This window comes from Bacillus sp. AFS077874 (assembly GCF_002566505.1).
GTDB lineage: Bacteria > Bacillota > Bacilli > Bacillales > Bacillaceae_G > Gottfriedia.
In genome coordinates this window covers 517,043-533,589 of record NZ_NUYF01000012.1, presented here as the reverse complement: position 1 = coordinate 533,589, position 16,547 = coordinate 517,043, and the positions used below count along the sequence as shown (strand labels likewise).

Genomic DNA, 16,547 nt, shown 5'->3' with positions numbered 1-16,547 from the left:
AGAAAGCAGCCTTTTGGCTGCTTTCTTAAATTGAATTTATTATAACATATCAGAACATATGTTTACCATGTATTGTTAATAATTACCTCAAGTTGGAAGTACTAAAATTCTTTGACCAGGTGTATATTGCATAAAATGCTGCGGATCGGTACTTACAATTCTTTTAATTTCAAAAGCTGTACCCCCAACACTATCAACCAACATTGGAACACCATTGTATTCCAAAAACTGCTGCGATGTGTATTCTTGTTGATCAACAGGAAAAATCGATTCAATTGGCATTATTGTATAAAGAATCAAAATTCATTCTCCTCTTTATTAGACTTTTCTTTTCGTTCGTCAATTAATTCCTGCAACTTACTTAGTGCTTGCCCAATCCCACCTACATCATCAATTAGTCCATATTTTACTGCATCTCCACCGACTACATTTGAGCCGATATCTCTTGTTAAATTACCTTTTGTAAACATTAATTCCTTGAAACGTTCTTCCGTAATATTCGAGTGCTTCGTAACGAAACGAGTTACCCTTTCTTGCATTTTATCAAGATATTCAAACGTTTGAGGTACACCAATTACTAAACCAGTTAGACGAATTGGATGGATCGTCATTGTGGCCGTTTCAGCAATAAATGAAAAGTCAGTACTAACTGCAATTGGTACTCCGATACTATGTCCACCGCCTAAAACGATTGATACAGTAGGTTTCGTTAATGTCGCAATCATTTCTGATATCGCAAGTCCTGCTTCCACATCTCCACCAACAGTATTTAGAACAATTAATAATCCTTCAATCTTAGGATTTTGTTCAATTGCAACTAATTGCGGGATTAAATGTTCATATTTCGTTGTCTTGTTTTGAGGTGGCAATGCTACATGCCCTTCAATTTGTCCAATTATCGTTAAACAATGGATTTTTGAATCATTGCTTGCTGGAACATTTGTTTGTCCTAATTGCTGAATTTTTTCAACAATGCTCATATCCTTTTGATCATTTGGCTTTGGAGGTGCATCTTCGTTTGGAATAGGTGTTTCATTATTTGAATTTGTCAAAACGGTTCCCCCTATCATTTTTCATACAAGTTAGTATGTGAAAATAATAAGGAAATCATACCCATCCTGGATTAAGAAGTACCTAGTTTTTAAAATTATACTTCCATTAATATCGGAAGAATCATTGGTCTTCTTTTTGTTTCTTCATATAAGTAAGCGCTTAATCCATCTCTAATTGAATTTTTTAATAATGTCCATTCAATTTGATCGTTCTGCAACATTTTTTCTGTAATGTCTTTTACAATTTCAGTTGATCTAGTTATTAATTTTTCGGACTCACGAACATATACAAAGCCACGAGTTATAATTTCCGGACCAGAAATGATTGCTTTCTTTTGCTTGTTAAACGTTACGACAACGATTAGTATTCCATCTTGAGAAAGTAGCTTACGATCACGTAATACGATATTTCCAACATCACCGACACCAATTCCGTCAATTAAAACGTTGCCAACTTCTACTCTCTCAGTACGAGAAGCTTGACCATTTTTAAACGAAACGATGTCCCCTTTTTCAATAATAAAAATATCTTCTTTTGCCATCCCTACTTCTTCTGCAATATGTGAATGTGCTTTTTGCATTCGATATTCACCATGAACTGGTATGAAATATTTTGGCTTCATTAATTCAAGCATTAATTTTAATTCTTCTTCATAGCCATGGCCAGATACATGTACCTTTTTATAACCATAAATAACATTTGCGCCAGCTCTAAATAATAGATTAACAGAAGATGAAACTAACATTTCATTTCCTGGAATAGGTGTTGCCGCCATTAGTACAGTATCACCTTTTCGGATTGAAACTTGTTTATGCGTACCTTTAGCTATTTTTGAAAGGGCTGCCATCGGTTCTCCTTGAGTACCTGTTGTAAGGATGACAATATCTCTTTCTTTATAATTATCTGTATCCACAACTGAAATCATTAAATCATCAGGAATCGATAAATAATCTAATTCCTTCGCTATTTCAATCGATTTCATCATACTACTTCCGACTACTGCTAGTTTTCTACCAGAAGCTACACTTGCATTAATAACCTGTTGGATTCGATATATATTTGAGGAAAAGCAAGCTACTAAAACTCTTCCTTTGGCATTCATGATTTCTTTTTTAATTTCTTCTGATACTTTCTTCTCAGACCCCGAAAACCCTTGTCTTTCTGCGTTTGTGCTATCAGATAGCAAACATAAGACTCCTTTATCTCCTATTAATGCTAATTTACCTAAATCAGCTCCTGGATAAGGACTTTTCGATTGATCAAACTTGAAATCTCCAGTAAAAACGACAGCACCTTGTGGTGTATTTACACAAAATCCAAATGAATCAGGAATACTGTGAGTAGTCCTAAAAAAGCTAATTGAACTATTCTCAAATGTTAATAAAGTAGTTTCGTCATATAGTTCAAATTGCTCAAGGTTTTTAATACCCTTTTCACTTAATTTTTCTCTTATATATAAATAAGCTAATTTATTCGTGTAAAACTTTACTTGTGGAAGCTTATTCATAATATATGGAATCGCACCAATATGATCTTCATGCCCATGTGTTATAAAAACACCTACAACTTTATGTGCGTTTTTCTCTAAATAACTTACATCAGGTATGACATGATCTATTCCGTACATTTCTTGGTCAGGAAATTTTAAACCTGCATCTAACACGTAAATCAAATCACCAACTTCGACTATATACATGTTTTTTCCGATTTCTCCGACCCCACCAAGGGCAAAAACTTTTACTTGTTCCTTCATTTCCTTCACCACAACCTGTTCCTCCTAGTTAGTTCTTTAAATTGACAGACCGTTCAAAATCTTACAAACATTATATCCTAGTCCGAACAGGTAAAACAAGATACATTCTTCCTTAAATAGGAAAAACGGATTACTTTGGGTATGTATTTTTAATTAATTTTTAACAAAATGATAGTTAATAAAATGAATGGTACCTGATTTCCACTACAGTAATAAATGTTTTCATTATTTTTTACGTTCTACAATTATGAATTCCTGTATATAAAAAACTTTCCTTGATCTAATGTTGAACCAAATTGGAAATACGAAAAAACCGATACTTAAGTATCGGTTTTGTCTATATTGATCATAAAACCGTCTTTACTTTGTTTAATTGTAATGCTATCAATTAAGCTATTATCAATTACAATACTTTCGGCTGTGTTACTGTCATTTGAATTGATATCAATTGAAACGTTATCAGTAGAATTACTATCACTTGGATTGCTATCATTAGAGCTAATATCAATCGAATCAATCGAACTGTCATCAACTATATTACCATCAATTATACTACTATCAGTGATACTGCTATTCGAAATAGTACTATTCATTATAGTGCAATTCGATATTATACTATTGGTAATCATGCAATTTGTAATTTTACAATTTGTAAGTTTACAATTTGTAATTTCGCAATTTGTCATGATATTTCCATTAATACTAATACCATTGAAGGTGCTATTAGCAGAACTGTTTGCGTCAAAATTACTAACATTAGCATTGCTATCAGTTGCATTACTTATATCTGAATTGACATTAGTAGTAAGATCAGTTGAATGATTGTTATTTGTACTAACTTCACTATTAGTATCATTTGAACTACTACTTTTGTTAATAACTTTATAAAAAGGTATACCCCTTCTTCTTGGATCATATGTTGTTGACATCTATATTCCTCTTTCTTTTCCTATAATTAAGGCTAATAAAAATTTTAATATTTAAAACATTTATTACTAAAGCAAACTGTAGATTAGGAATTTAATTGATGTGAAAAGTGCGGACTTCTTTGGAGCATTAGAATAAAATTAAACGTACACTTAGAAGATGGTTTGACGTTTGTCCCATTTATACTTGTCCGTAATGAAGCGCTAACTAATATATCTACATTGATAGAAATAAGTTTTTAAACATGGCCTGTACAAGCAATATATGTGGACAAAGTTAATTTGAATATGTATCTACCCATTTAAAAAAATTACATTTTTTTCCATATGGTTAAAATGCTGTTGTTAAAGTTTAATGACGTATTCGGATCAATTAATTGGTAATTTCCCACTATACTACATTCATTCTAGTTTTTGGAATTAAAAATTCAGTTACCTGCTAAACTACAAAAAAACCACTTATAACATCCTAATAAAATGGATCGTACATAAGTGGTTTATTATTGTGTAATGCTTCTTATTTATAGGTTAAATCATATAGCCTCAATTTTAATTAAAAGCCTCACTACCACTATAAAAAGAACTCATAAACTTCTTCCTACCAGAACAAATATAATTCCAACAGTTTAAAGGTTTTTACTTATTGAATGGTCAATTTTTAGTTAATACAGGAATATGAATAATTTAGAAAAGGAGGATACGAATGAATTTTAATGAAAGAAAGTCCCATACTTTAAACAGTCTATTCAAACAACGTACCAATCCTCCCATTAATAACGATGTAGATGATCAATTTAATACCAAATATAGTAACCAATTGATCAATAAGGCTGATCGATCAAAAAAATTGAATCTTACTAAATTCGTAGACGAACTACCCATCCCATCCGTTTTAACCCCCCGCTGGAAAGATCAATTTTATACTTATTATGAAGTAACGATGTCAGAGTTTAAGCAATCGCTCCATAGTGAATTAGGAGACTCAACTGTTTGGGGGTATGAAGGAAGCTATCCTGGACCTACAATTAAAGTAGAGAAAGGTGAAATCGTGTTTATTAAATGGATTAATGCTCTCCCAGACAAACACCTTTTTCCGATAGATTATACTGTACATGGTGCTCATAAAGATGTTCCTCAAGTAAGGACAGTTGTACATGTACATGGTGCTTGTGTTGAACCAGAAAGCGATGGCTATCCGGAAGCTTGGTTTACTAAAGATTATAAACAAGTTGGTCGTTATTTTAGAAAGCAAGTATATCGATATGATAATTGCGATTGTGCATCTACGCTTTGGTATCATGATCATGCACTTGGTATTACAAGGCTTAATATTTATGCTGGTTTAGCAGGATTCTATCTAATTAGTGATCAGAAGGAAAGTTCATTAAATTTACCGAATGGGAAATATGATGTCCCGCTATTGATACAAGATAAAAGTTTTAATCACGATGGTTCTCTTTATTATCCAAAACAACCAGATAAACCAATCAAAGAACTACAAACGTCTATTATCCCTGAATTTATTGGTGATACTGTAATCGTGAATGGGAAAGTTCATCCTTATTTAAAAGTTGAACCAAGAAAATACCGATTTCGGTTATTAAATGGTTCTAACTCACGCTTTTTTCGAATTAAGCTTGATTCTGGTCAACTTATGTATCAAATCGCAACAGAGGGTGGATTCATGCAGCACCCAATTGGAATCAATGAGCTCATGTTATCACCTGCAGAACGTGCAGAAGTAATCATCGATTTTACTAATCTAGAGGGTAAGAAGATTATTATGCAGAATGATGCTCCTACCCCATTTCCATCTGGAAGACCTGTTGATGAAAATACGGGAACTGTGATGCAATTTCTAGTTACATTGCCATTGTCAAACGTGGATACGAGTATGATACCAGCTAATATGGTGAGTATTCCAAAAATAAATGAACAGTCTGCTTCAATGCAGCGATACTTAACATTAGATCACAAGATGGATCAGTATGGACGAGAAATTATGTTATTGGATAATAAACATTGGGATGCCCCCATTACAGAAAATCCGAAATTGGGAACGACCGAAATATGGTATTTAATTAACATAACGCCAGATGCTCATCCTATACATCTCCACTTAATTGATTTCCAAATCTTAGATCGTAGAAACTTTGATGTAGAAAAGTATAAAAAGGAAAGAATCATTCAGTACACAGATCCACCGACTCCACCAAAGCCACAAGAATGTGGATGGAAGGACACTGTTCAAGCTAATCCAAATCAAGTAACTAGAATAATCATGAGGTTTGGGCCATTCACAGGATTATATGTTTGGCACTGTCATATGTTGGAACACGAGGACTATGAAATGATGAGACCATTTATTGTGATTCAATAGAAGAATTGTGTTTTTTTTTGAGGATGAGTCCATACATTAAAAAAACCACTTACGCCATCCAAATTAATCGGATTAATTGTAAGTGGTTTTGTTATTAATTACTTTGTAATGCTACGTCTAATTTATTTATTAATATACCGATCGTTGTGCGTTCAGCTTCTGAAAGTGGTACAAGCGGTAAACGAACTCCACCAACATCTAAACCTTTCATTTGTAAAGCTGTTTTGATTGGACCTGGACTTGGAGCCATGAAGAATCCTTCAAATAATGGTAATAGTTTACGGTGTAAGAATTGTGCTTTAGCCATATCTCCTGTAAAGAAGCTTTCAGCTAATTGCTGCATTTCATTTCCTAATACGTGTGATGCAACTGAAACAGTTCCCTTTGAACCAATTGCAAATGCAGGAAGTGTTAGGCCGTCGTCACCACAATATAATTCAAAATCTTCAGGAGTACGGTCAATAATTTCTGTCATGATGCTTAAGTTACCAGTCGCATCTTTAATTGCAACTATATTCGGAATTTCTGCTAATCTTACAACTGTATCTACAGAAAGGCTAGCTACTGTTCTACCTGGTACATTATATAACATTACAGGCAGTTCAGTACTTTCAGCTGCCGCTTTAAAGTGTTGATATAACCCTTCTTGGTTCGGTTTATTATAATAAGGTACAACTACCATTATTGCATCTACACCTAAAGCAGAAACCTTTTTCGTTAATTCAACTGTTTCACGAGTATTATTACTTCCTGTACCCGCGATTATAGGTACTCTTCTGTCTGCAGCTGAAACAACATGGCTAATTAATGCTAACTTTTCTTCAGAAGTTAACGTTGGAGATTCTCCAGTTGTTCCACAAACTACGATTGAATCCGTACCATTCTCAATTAAGTAGTTCACAAGTTTTGTTGTTTTTGCGAAATCAATATTTCCTTTTGAATCAAAAGGTGTTACCATCGCTGTTGAAATTTTACCAAATCTACTCATTGTTCCACTCCGATCAAAAATTAATCCACTTTAACTGAACTAAGTTCAAATGCATCATGAAGTGCAGTAACTGCTTCCACCATATCTTCATTTTTGACAAGTACCCAAATTGTTGTATGACTGTCAGCTGATTGTAAAATTTGAATCCCTTTTTCAGCTAATGCAGTTACAATTTTTGAAGTTACGCCAGGTACTCCTGCAATTGCCGCTCCAACTATTGATACTTTTGCACATCCTGTAGTGTATGAAGGCTCATAGCCAATTCCTTTTAATACATCAATCGCTTTTGAAGCAACTTCATCACTTACAGTGTATACTACACCATTAGGTGAGATATTAATAAAGTCTACACTTATTCCTTTATTTGCCATTGCTTTAAATACTTGAGAATGTAAATCAAAAGTATGTTCCTTTGAAGTTACTCTAATTTGCGTAACATTCGGTACATGTGCGATTCCTGTAATTAAACGATCTTGAATATTCTCACCAATAATTCGTTGTGTAGGATTCGATGTTACTAGTGTACCTAAACTATTTGAATAAGTTGATCGAATTCGAATAGGTACCTTCCCTTGCATCGCGATTTCTACAGCTCTAGGATGAATTACTTTCGCTCCTTGATATGCCATATTACAAATTTCCGCATAAGTAACAACTGATAAAGGTCTTGCTTCTTTTACAATCCTTGGATCTGCTGTCATTACGCCTTCAACGTCAGTAAAGATTTCAATAGTTTCTGCGCCAACAGCAACCCCTAGTGCAGAAGCAGAAGTATCACTTCCACCTCTACCTAATGTTGTGATATCACCATTAGATGTTGATCCTTGGAATCCTGCTACTACTACTACATCATAGTTTTCTAGCTCTTTAATTAGACGGCCGCATTTCATATCAAGAATTTTTGCATTTCCAAATTCATCATTTGTTCGGAAACCTGCAGTTGCACCTGTCATTGCCATGGCATGAATACCGTTTTCATTCAATAAATTTGAAAAAACAATTGATGAAATTGTTTCACCACATGACATTAATAAATCAAGTTCTCTTTGTGTTACCTGACTTTTTTTTGCGCCAACTAGATTTAATAGTGTATCTGTTGCATATGGTTCACCTTTTCGTCCCATAGCAGAAACAACTACTACTAATTTATATCCTTTTTCTAATGCTTCTTTTATATGCTTAAGTGCGTGCTTTCTTCCATTTTCGTCACGTACTGAAGTCCCTCCAAATTTTTGGACTAATATTTTCATTTTTGCACCTCTCTAGCCGTTTTCACTAAATGATGCTTAACTCAATTAATCTTTCAGCAATTTGCACTGAATTCCAAGCAGCACCTTTTAATAGATTATCTGAAACGATCCATAAATGGAATCCAAATGGATTATCTAGGTCTTTACGGATACGTCCTACAAATACTTCATTACTTCCAATACTGTAAAATGGCATTGGATATAGTTGTTGTTCTGGATCATCTTGTAAAACGATTCCAGGTGCATCACTTAAAAGTGATTTAAGTTCAGCTACCGAAACTTCCTTATCAACTTCAATATAAACAGACTCTGAGTGACCAGAAATTACAGGAAGCCTTACACAAGTTGCGCTAATTTGTAATTCAGGTAAATGCATGATTTTTTTCGTTTCATTAATCATTTTCATTTCTTCATAAGTATATCCATTCTCAGTAAATACATCGATTTGTGGAATTGCGTTAAAAGCAATTTGATAATGTTTCTCACCACTTTTTACTGGTAATACTGATGGAGTCGCTTCTTCACCATTTAAGAATGCTTGCGCTTGTTCCTTTAATGCTTCAATTGCTGTAACTCCAGCACCAGAAACGGCTTGGTAAGTTGAAACTACTACTTTATTTAAACCAATTGTTTGACGAATTGGTTCTAGGGCAACAACCATTTGGATTGTTGAACAGTTAGGATTTGCAATAATACCTTTATGATTAAATAAATCTTTGTCATTTACTTCAGGTACAACTAAAGGCACATCTTCAGCCATTCTAAATGCACTAGTGTTATCTACTACTACTGCCCCTCTTTTAACTGCTTCAGGAGCTAGATCTTTTGATACTGAGCCACCCGCACTAAATAAAGCAATATCAACACCTTCAAAAGCTTCAGGTGTAGCTTCTTGTACGATTACTTCTTCACCTTTATATGTTAATTTTGTTCCTGCAGAACGTTTTGAAGATAAATATTTAATTTCTTTTACTGGAAAATTTCTTTTCTCTAATGTTGCAATCATTTGTTGTCCAACTGCTCCAGTTGCACCTACTACAGCTACTACATAACTTTGTTTATTCCCCACTTTTTTTGCACCATCCCTGTTTTCACTTTTATTAAATAGTTTACGTCAAATGAAGTTTATATTCAAAGGTTTTCGCTTGAATAATTGATTTCATAGTAACGAGTATGTATCCAATGACACATACTCAATTTTCTTCATTCTAACATAGAAAAAATAATTCAGTCCTATTTTTTCTAAAATTTTTATTGGAGATCGCGATATTTTTCAACTAAAACAGGTTGAAGTTGTTTTCCTTCAATAGAAGATTTCACTGTATCAAGCAATGAATCCATTCTTGCCACTAATGAATTCGGTTTTTTAATTGGATCATCTTGACCAAAGGGAATAAAATAGATATTTTTTGTACTCATTAAACGCATTAAATTATGACTTAGAGGATAATACCGATCTAAAAGGAATATCATTGGTTTGGGACAGTAAAAAATTGACTTTAAAAGGAGCCGATTAAAGGATTTAAAAGGGGATTGAAACAAAAAATTAAGCTTAGTAAAATAATTTTTAAGATCTCACCCTAATGATTGTAATGTACGATATATTTAGCGTAAACAGAATCAAGTTGTTTTTTAAGACAAGTATTATAAAATGTTTGTTTATAATCCGTAAATAGTACCTTTAAAAACCGATCTCTAATTGATTTAATCGTCAAATTATGAAACCGTAAATAGGTTTCAGTCCAAAATACTATATTGTTTGAAAAAGTTTCATCTTCGATTTCAAAAAATGTCCGTACAGCTCGAACACCAATATTCCCCATTAAAACAGTAACATCTTCCACGTCAACATTTGCATCTAGTTCAAAAATAATAATCTCATGGTCGTTTCTAGTTCTATTATTTGCACCTTTAAGTGAATAACCTATTAATTCACCATTTGTAAGATTAAAAGCAACTACACCTTTAGCATAATCTAAGGCCCAGTTATTATAAGCTAGTTCTATGACATCTTTTATTCTTACATTTAATATTAAATGTTCAGCAAGTTTACGTTCGATCAATTTTTCCTTTGAAATAAATTGTTTTTTTAAATGATATTCGATAATAACCAACATTCCTCTCTATGATGAAAATTTAGAATCACTATCACTATAATTACGATCGTTATGTAAAAAAAATGACAGATTTTTGAGTAATCTGTCTCAGAATTTTTCTGAAATACATGAATCATCTTGATCATGGTCACTATTATATCTGCAGTTAAATTGATTGCATATTTAGTTTTTTACCGTTGTATAAGTACTAAAATATTGTTTCTCAAGCAATATAGACTTTGGAAAAATAGCTAATTCTGCTTTGACCAAGATAACAAATAAAAAAAAGCACCCCTTTTTTAGGTGCTTACTAAAGTTCATCCTACTGATCATCTTTCTTATACAATTTTTCTTTAACAATCTTCCGGCCAATCGTATGGATTTCTTCAATAATTTTCTTTCTATTTTCTTCTGTCACATCATTTGGCGCAATTATATTCACTTTTGTTTTTCCAAATTGATAGGTTGCAGTAAATTCTGTTTGTTTACTCAGTATCACCACCCCCATAATTCATTGTATGTTTAGTTTTATGACGGACTAACCAACCTTTTGTTGTCGATCGATTCAAAAATTAATTAATTCCTTAATTAGACATATATATAGTCTATGAGGTGATTAAATGGAACGAGTTGCATTGTACTTGCGTAAAAGTCGAGCAGATTTAGATGCAGAAGCTAGAGGTGAAGGTGAGACCTTATCAAAGCATAAGGAGCAGCTTTTAAAATTCGCTAAGGATCAGAATTTAAATATCATTTGTATCCGACAGGAAATTGCATCTGGTGAATCGCTTGTTTATCGGCCAGAAATGTTAAAACTTTTACAAGAAGTTGAAGAATTTAAATATGATGGCGTTTTAGTAATGGATATGGACCGTCTTGGACGCGGTAATATGAAGGAGCAGGGTATTATTTTAGAAACGTTTAAATCATCTAGAACTAAAATAATCACACCGAGAAAGACCTATGACCTTCATGATGAGTTTGATGAAGAATACAGTGAATTTGAGGCATTTATGGCGCGAAAAGAATTAAAAATAATTACACGTAGACTTCAACGAGGTCGAGTATTATCTGTCCAAAGAGGAAATTATTTAGGAACCTTTGCACCTTATGGATATGAGATTTATGAAACGAAGGAATTCCGCTCTTTACGTATTAATAGCAATCAGGCAAAGGTAGTAAAAAGTATTTTTGAATGGTATACGAAGGATTTGATCGGTGCAAATGAAATTGCCAACCGTTTAAATCAAATGAATATCCTTTCCTATACTGGAAAAAAGTGGAGTTACCATTCCATTTTGGAGATGATAAAAAATCCAATTTATATCGGGAAGGTGACTTGGAATAAAAAATCAAGTAAAGGTATAAGAAAACCAAAATCTGACTGGTTAATTGTTGATGGAAAACATGAAGCAATCATTGACCTTGATATATACAACTCAGCTCAAGATATTTTAAATAGCCGATACCATGCTCCTTATAATAGTAAATTAAGTAATCAGCTAGCTGGAATAATGTTTTGTAGTAAATGTGGATCAAAATTACAGCAGCGTTATCCAAAGGGTAAGCCTCGACAAATTGTGTGTACAAATAACCGTTGTAATACTCGCTCTTCCTATACTCATTTAATTGAAGAAAAACTCTTACAAGGGTTAGAAATTTGGTTAAAAGAATACAAAATAAGTTTTACGAATCAACCCGACGAGGAAGATTTTGAAGTAATTAATTTAAAAAAACAGGCTCTTAAACAAATTGAAAATGAATTAGATGAAGTAGTAAAACAAAAAAATAATTTATTTAATTTACTAGAACGTGGTGTTTATGATGAATCGATTTACAATGAACGTTCTGAAATCGTCTCTAATCGACTAAAAGAACTTTCAAATAGTAAGACGTTAATTTTGGATGAACTAGCTAAATATCACAATAGAGAGTTGCTAAACGAACAATTTATCCCAACCTTTGAAAAAGTGTTAGATTTATATTACAAAACAACTGATATAGAACTTAAAAATCGTCTCCTTAAATCCGTTTTATTTAAAGTTGAGTATCAAAAAGAGCCACATCAAAAACTAGATGATTTTACACTTATACTTTACCCAAAGCTCCCTAGGTGACCTTGTTAACTGATTTGGTATTACCATCTAAGTCACATTAAATTAGTTCCATTTAAACCTAAAGCATCGTTTGTGGAAATACCTAAAACAACAGGTTTTCCATTTCTTAATGTAGCCTTTGCCGCCATTAATACGGGGCTATCAGTTTGAGCATTAGCAAACTTACTCATTGAATTTCCTGTTAACGGTGCAATTACCATACAATCTAATTGTACTTTTGGACCAAATGGTTCTGCTCCTACAATTGAATCAACTGTTTTACGCCCTGTAATTTCTTCTATTTTTTCGATCCAGTCTTCTCCTACACCAAATCGAGTTGTTGTGCTTTTTACAGTAAATGTAACAACAGGGTATACGTCAGCTCCATCATCGACTAACTTTTGAATTTGTGGTACTACCTCTTCATAAGTACAATGTGATCCTGTAATACCAAATCCAATTTTCTTACCTTTCAACGTCATTTTTGTTGCTCCTTCCTTTTATCTAAATCTACCTTTAATAGCTGTGTTAGTACGTTTCCAATTATTTGCCCTGCTGTTTTAGGAGCAACGATTCCTGGTAAACCTGGTGCTAGTAATGCCTTAATACCTCTTTTTTCAGCATAACGAAAATCTGTTCCTCCAGGTTTAGAAGCTAAATCAATGATTAATGAATGAGGTTGTAATTTTGAAATGACACTTGCTGTCACGATTTGAACTGGAACAGTATTAATTACAACATCTACATCCTTTAAGGCCTCTTCAATATTCTTAAATTCAAAAGCTTCTAAGCCCATTTCAACAATTCTAGCAATATGTTCTGATTTACGAGCCCCTACTTTTACTTTTGCACCCAAATTATGAAAAGTCCTTGCGACACTCATTCCTGTACGACCTAAACCTAACACGGCTACTTTCGAATTATGAATTGTATATTCCGTATGTTGAATAACCATCATGATCGTACCTTCAACAGTTGGAATACTATTATAAATAGCTACATCGTCTCGTTCAAATAATTTTACTAACTTTCGATTTGAAGCCGTAACTATACTATCTAAGTAAGAGTTACTTATTCCAGAGTAAATCGTACAATGCGAAGGAGTACTGTCTAAAATTTCTTTTGTCAGCACAACTTTCTCATTTGAAAAAATTGTATCGACAACTCCTTCAATATTCGTACCTGGTACAGGTAGAAGGATTGCATCTAAATCTTCAAAATTTGCATCTGCCATTAATTCTTTTGATGCACTGGTAAATCCACTATCTAATTGTTCAAAGCCTATTAATGTTACCTTTGCGTCTAACTCTGTTAACTTCCGAATAACTTCCAGCTGTCTGGCGTCCCCACCAATAACAGCAATATGCAAGCCAGTTAACATGCAGCATTCACCTTCTTTACTTCACTATGGTAAATGGAAATTAATCTCTGTAAGCAGGACTACCGCCTAACATCTTTCTCCTAAATATCTTATGAATCTTCCATTGCATTGGTGAAGATTCTTTCTAAAATTAAGGAGCAGTAATGAAAAACTGTTTAAATCTGAGCATTTCTATTCTCGGTTATTTGAAAAATAAAAAAGAGGGCCCTATAAGGGACCCCCTAATTGATCAACTTAATGTTTAATATTTGTTGGAATTACTCCATCAGGACTTACTAATGAAACTGCATAGTCGTCAGTAAATACAAACTTCGCAATATCATTTACTTTATCAATTGTTACATCATCTATTAGTTGAATTACTTCATCTAAAGTACGGTGATTGCCTAGCATTAATTCATTTTTACCATTTCGGCTCATTCTGCTATTTGTACTTTCTAATCCTAACATTAAATTACCTTTTAATTGCTCTTTACAATTATTTAATTCTTTTTCTGTTATTCCATCTGCATTTAATACTTTTAAAGTTTCTTGGATTGTTTCAAATAATTGATTTAGTTGGCTTTTTCCAGTACCTGCATAAATTGCAACTGTACCGCTATCATGGTATGCAGAGTGATATGAGAAAACTGAATATGCAAGTCCTTTTTGCTCACGAACATCTTGGAATAAACGACTACTCATACTACCACCAAGTATATTATTTAAGGCAATTAATGGATATAAATCGCTATGTCCAAGTTCAAGACCTCTATAGCCAACACAAAGATGTGCTTGCTCTGTTTCTTTTTTGCGAGCAATTTGTCCATAATGGATTGTTGGGATTCCAAAGTTTATATCTTTCTTTTTCCCCTCATAATTTCCAAATAAATCTTCAACACGTTTAATAAAGGATTCATCGATATTACCTGCAATTGAAATAACTACTTGATCCGGAGTGTAAAAATCCTTCATGTACTGACGTAAAGTATCGCCATTAAAAGTTTTTAAAGTTTCTTCTGTACCTAAAATTGGATAACCTAATGGATGCGTTTCGTACATAACTTTACCTAATAAATCATGAACTAAATCATCTGGTGTATCATCATACATTTTGATTTCTTCAAGTACTACATTTTTTTCTTTTTCTAATTCACCTTCATCAAAAGTTGAATTAAAAAACATATCTCCTAACACTTCTAACGCGTAATCCGCATGAGTATCTAACACTTTAGCGTAATAACAAGTATATTCTTTTGAAGTAAATGCATTTACTTGTCCACCAATTGAATCGAAACTTTCAGCGATTTCTTTCGCATTGCGTGTTTTAGTACCTTTAAAGAACATATGCTCAAGAAAATGTGAAACACCATTCAGTTCTGACGTTTCATTGCTTGAACCTGTTTTAATCCAGACTCCAAGTGCAACTGAACGGACAGTTGAAATATTTTCAATTACTACTCTAACTCCATTTTTACAAGTATGTCGTACAATCATGTAATGCCTCCTATGTATACACCATCTATTTACACTTTTGTAATAAGATTGAAAAATTTAACTATATTTTACAATCATCTTAACAAAGCTGAAAGTAATTGTCATTTGTTTTCAACTTTTTTAATTGTATCGTACCGTTTTTCATCTAATAAAGTTGAAATATTTACAACTTTCCGACCTGATGCCTCTATTTTTGTGATTAGTTCATCAAGTGCCTCAGCTGTCGGTTTCGTTGGATGCATAAGAACGATTGTACCATTGTCTACTTTTTTCATAACACGATTAATAATGACTTCTCTTGGCGGTTTCTGCCAATCAATCGTATCTGCTGTCCACATAATTGTTTTTAAGCCTAAACTTGAAGCGATTTTAACTACCTCGTCACGATAACTACCGCTTGGAGGAGCAAACCATACAACTTTTTCATCAGTTGTAGCTAGTATGACTGAATTTGTTTGAGTTATTTCATTTCTTATTTGCTGACTACCTAATCTTGCCATATCGGGATGTGTATAAGAATGGTTCCCAACTTCTTGATCTGCAGCAGTGATAAGTTGAGCGACAGTTGGATTATTTTTTACCCATCTACCCTCAAGAAAGAAAGTTGCGTTTGCATTGTGCTTCTTTAATACTTCTAACATTTCCGGAATATATTCATTTCCCCATGCAACATTGATTGTAAATGCTACCATTGGTTTTTCAGGATTCCCTTTATACACTGGTGATGGTGGTAAATCCTTTAAATGAACTTTTGGAGAAACTTCTTTAAATACTAGTTTATTCTCATCAAACTTACCTTTTGCCTTCATTTTCTTATATGACGCATTAACATCGACTGTTAAACCGTTATAGCCGGGTATTGCTTTCCAAACCGAGTCCACATAGGCATCTTTTGGAGCTATCTCGAAAGTTGGCGCTTTTGTTTTGATTTCATCCAATAACCCATTTGTTTTTGCTGTTACAAATGACGATTTTGAAGTTAAGTTCCTCACGTATTGATTCGTATATTGATTTCTAACTGCTAAAATTGCTAGAAATAATGCCATAACGAATGCTAAGACTTTAAATCGACTTCTACTCATTTCCTAAACGCCCTCCTACTAGAAGGAATATGATATTTTTTAATAAAATAGAACAAGCTTTCTACT

At 33.2% G+C, this 16,547-nt stretch carries 14 protein-coding genes and 2 pseudogenes; 2 read left to right on the top strand and 14 right to left on the bottom strand.

Going from position 1 to position 16,547, the window contains the following annotated elements; all coding sequences use genetic code 11:
* Window positions 1-87: 87 nt before the first annotated feature.
* The 4 genes from COJ46_RS15205 to COJ46_RS15190 form a co-directional block, all read right to left on the bottom strand.
* Window positions 88-300 carry a YlzJ-like family protein gene (locus COJ46_RS15205; protein ID WP_025568559.1) on the bottom strand — a complete coding sequence of 71 codons (213 nt, stop codon included), beginning with the start codon at window positions 298-300 and terminating at the stop codon, window positions 88-90.
* Complete coding sequence (locus COJ46_RS15200; protein WP_286131700.1) at window positions 297-980, bottom strand: ClpP family protease; 684 nt, start codon at window positions 978-980, stop codon at window positions 297-299. Before COJ46_RS15200 ends, COJ46_RS15205 begins: the two co-directional genes overlap by 4 nt.
* A gap of 167 nt (window positions 981-1,147) precedes the next feature.
* Window positions 1,148-2,818 (bottom strand): ribonuclease J, encoded by a 1,671-nt coding sequence (locus COJ46_RS15195; RefSeq protein ID WP_097975441.1) that lies wholly within the window; start codon window positions 2,816-2,818, stop codon window positions 1,148-1,150.
* 308 nt (window positions 2,819-3,126) lie between these two features.
* On the bottom strand, window positions 3,127-3,735 hold the full coding sequence (locus COJ46_RS15190; RefSeq protein WP_097975443.1) for a hypothetical protein: 609 nt from the start codon (window positions 3,733-3,735) through the stop codon (window positions 3,127-3,129).
* 844 nt (window positions 3,736-4,579) lie between these two features.
* Here COJ46_RS15190 and COJ46_RS15185 point away from each other — a divergent pair.
* Window positions 4,580-6,112, top strand: coding sequence for a multicopper oxidase family protein (locus tag COJ46_RS15185; protein WP_097976151.1), 1,533 nt, complete (start codon window positions 4,580-4,582; stop codon window positions 6,110-6,112).
* 94 nt (window positions 6,113-6,206) lie between these two features.
* Here the strand turns inward: COJ46_RS15185 and dapA are convergent, their stop codons facing one another.
* The 6 genes and pseudogenes from dapA to COJ46_RS24525 all read right to left on the bottom strand — a co-directional run bounded on the left by dapA (window position 6,207) and on the right by COJ46_RS24525 (window position 10,945).
* Entirely contained in the window at window positions 6,207-7,100 is an 894-nt protein-coding gene (gene dapA, locus COJ46_RS15180) for a 4-hydroxy-tetrahydrodipicolinate synthase (protein WP_098566031.1), read from the bottom strand.
* Between the two features lie 20 nt (window positions 7,101-7,120).
* Window positions 7,121-8,350 (bottom strand): aspartate kinase, encoded by a 1,230-nt coding sequence (gene dapG, locus COJ46_RS15175; protein WP_097975447.1) that lies wholly within the window; start codon window positions 8,348-8,350, stop codon window positions 7,121-7,123.
* A 25-nt stretch (window positions 8,351-8,375) separates the two neighbouring features.
* The gene (gene asd / locus COJ46_RS15170) at window positions 8,376-9,419 is read right to left on the bottom strand and encodes an aspartate-semialdehyde dehydrogenase (protein ID WP_097975448.1); all 1,044 of its coding nucleotides are present in this window, start codon (window positions 9,417-9,419) and stop codon (window positions 8,376-8,378) included.
* 182 nt (window positions 9,420-9,601) lie between these two features.
* Window positions 9,602-9,784 (bottom strand): annotated as a pseudogene (spoVFB, locus tag COJ46_RS15165) (dipicolinate synthase subunit B); the annotation flags it as partial.
* A gap of 146 nt (window positions 9,785-9,930) precedes the next feature.
* A complete protein-coding gene (locus COJ46_RS15160; protein WP_098566030.1) occupies window positions 9,931-10,464 on the bottom strand; it encodes a hypothetical protein in 534 nt (177 codons plus the stop codon).
* A 304-nt stretch (window positions 10,465-10,768) separates the two neighbouring features.
* Window positions 10,769-10,945 carry a hypothetical protein gene (locus tag COJ46_RS24525; protein WP_176522506.1) on the bottom strand — a complete coding sequence of 59 codons (177 nt, stop codon included), beginning with the start codon at window positions 10,943-10,945 and terminating at the stop codon, window positions 10,769-10,771.
* A gap of 121 nt (window positions 10,946-11,066) precedes the next feature.
* Between COJ46_RS24525 and COJ46_RS15155 the strand changes: the two genes are divergently transcribed.
* Window positions 11,067-12,563, top strand: coding sequence for a recombinase family protein (locus tag COJ46_RS15155; protein ID WP_097975452.1), 1,497 nt, complete (start codon window positions 11,067-11,069; stop codon window positions 12,561-12,563).
* Between the two features lie 35 nt (window positions 12,564-12,598).
* Here COJ46_RS15155 and dpaB read toward each other — a convergent pair.
* The 4 genes and pseudogenes from dpaB to COJ46_RS15135 form a co-directional block, all read right to left on the bottom strand.
* Window positions 12,599-13,024: pseudogene (gene dpaB / locus COJ46_RS15150) on the bottom strand (dipicolinate synthase subunit B); the annotation flags it as partial.
* The gene (gene dpaA, locus COJ46_RS15145; RefSeq protein WP_097975454.1) at window positions 13,021-13,923 is read right to left on the bottom strand and encodes a dipicolinic acid synthetase subunit A; all 903 of its coding nucleotides are present in this window, start codon (window positions 13,921-13,923) and stop codon (window positions 13,021-13,023) included. The gene dpaA and the pseudogene dpaB, both read right to left, overlap by 4 nt.
* Window positions 13,924-14,157: 234 nt before the next feature.
* Window positions 14,158-15,399: a M16 family metallopeptidase gene (locus COJ46_RS15140; protein ID WP_098566029.1), complete on the bottom strand. Its 1,242-nt coding sequence runs from the start codon at window positions 15,397-15,399 to the stop codon at window positions 14,158-14,160.
* Between the two features lie 101 nt (window positions 15,400-15,500).
* Window positions 15,501-16,481 carry a polysaccharide deacetylase family protein gene (locus COJ46_RS15135; protein ID WP_098566028.1) on the bottom strand — a complete coding sequence of 327 codons (981 nt, stop codon included), beginning with the start codon at window positions 16,479-16,481 and terminating at the stop codon, window positions 15,501-15,503.
* Window positions 16,482-16,547 lie beyond the last annotated feature (66 nt).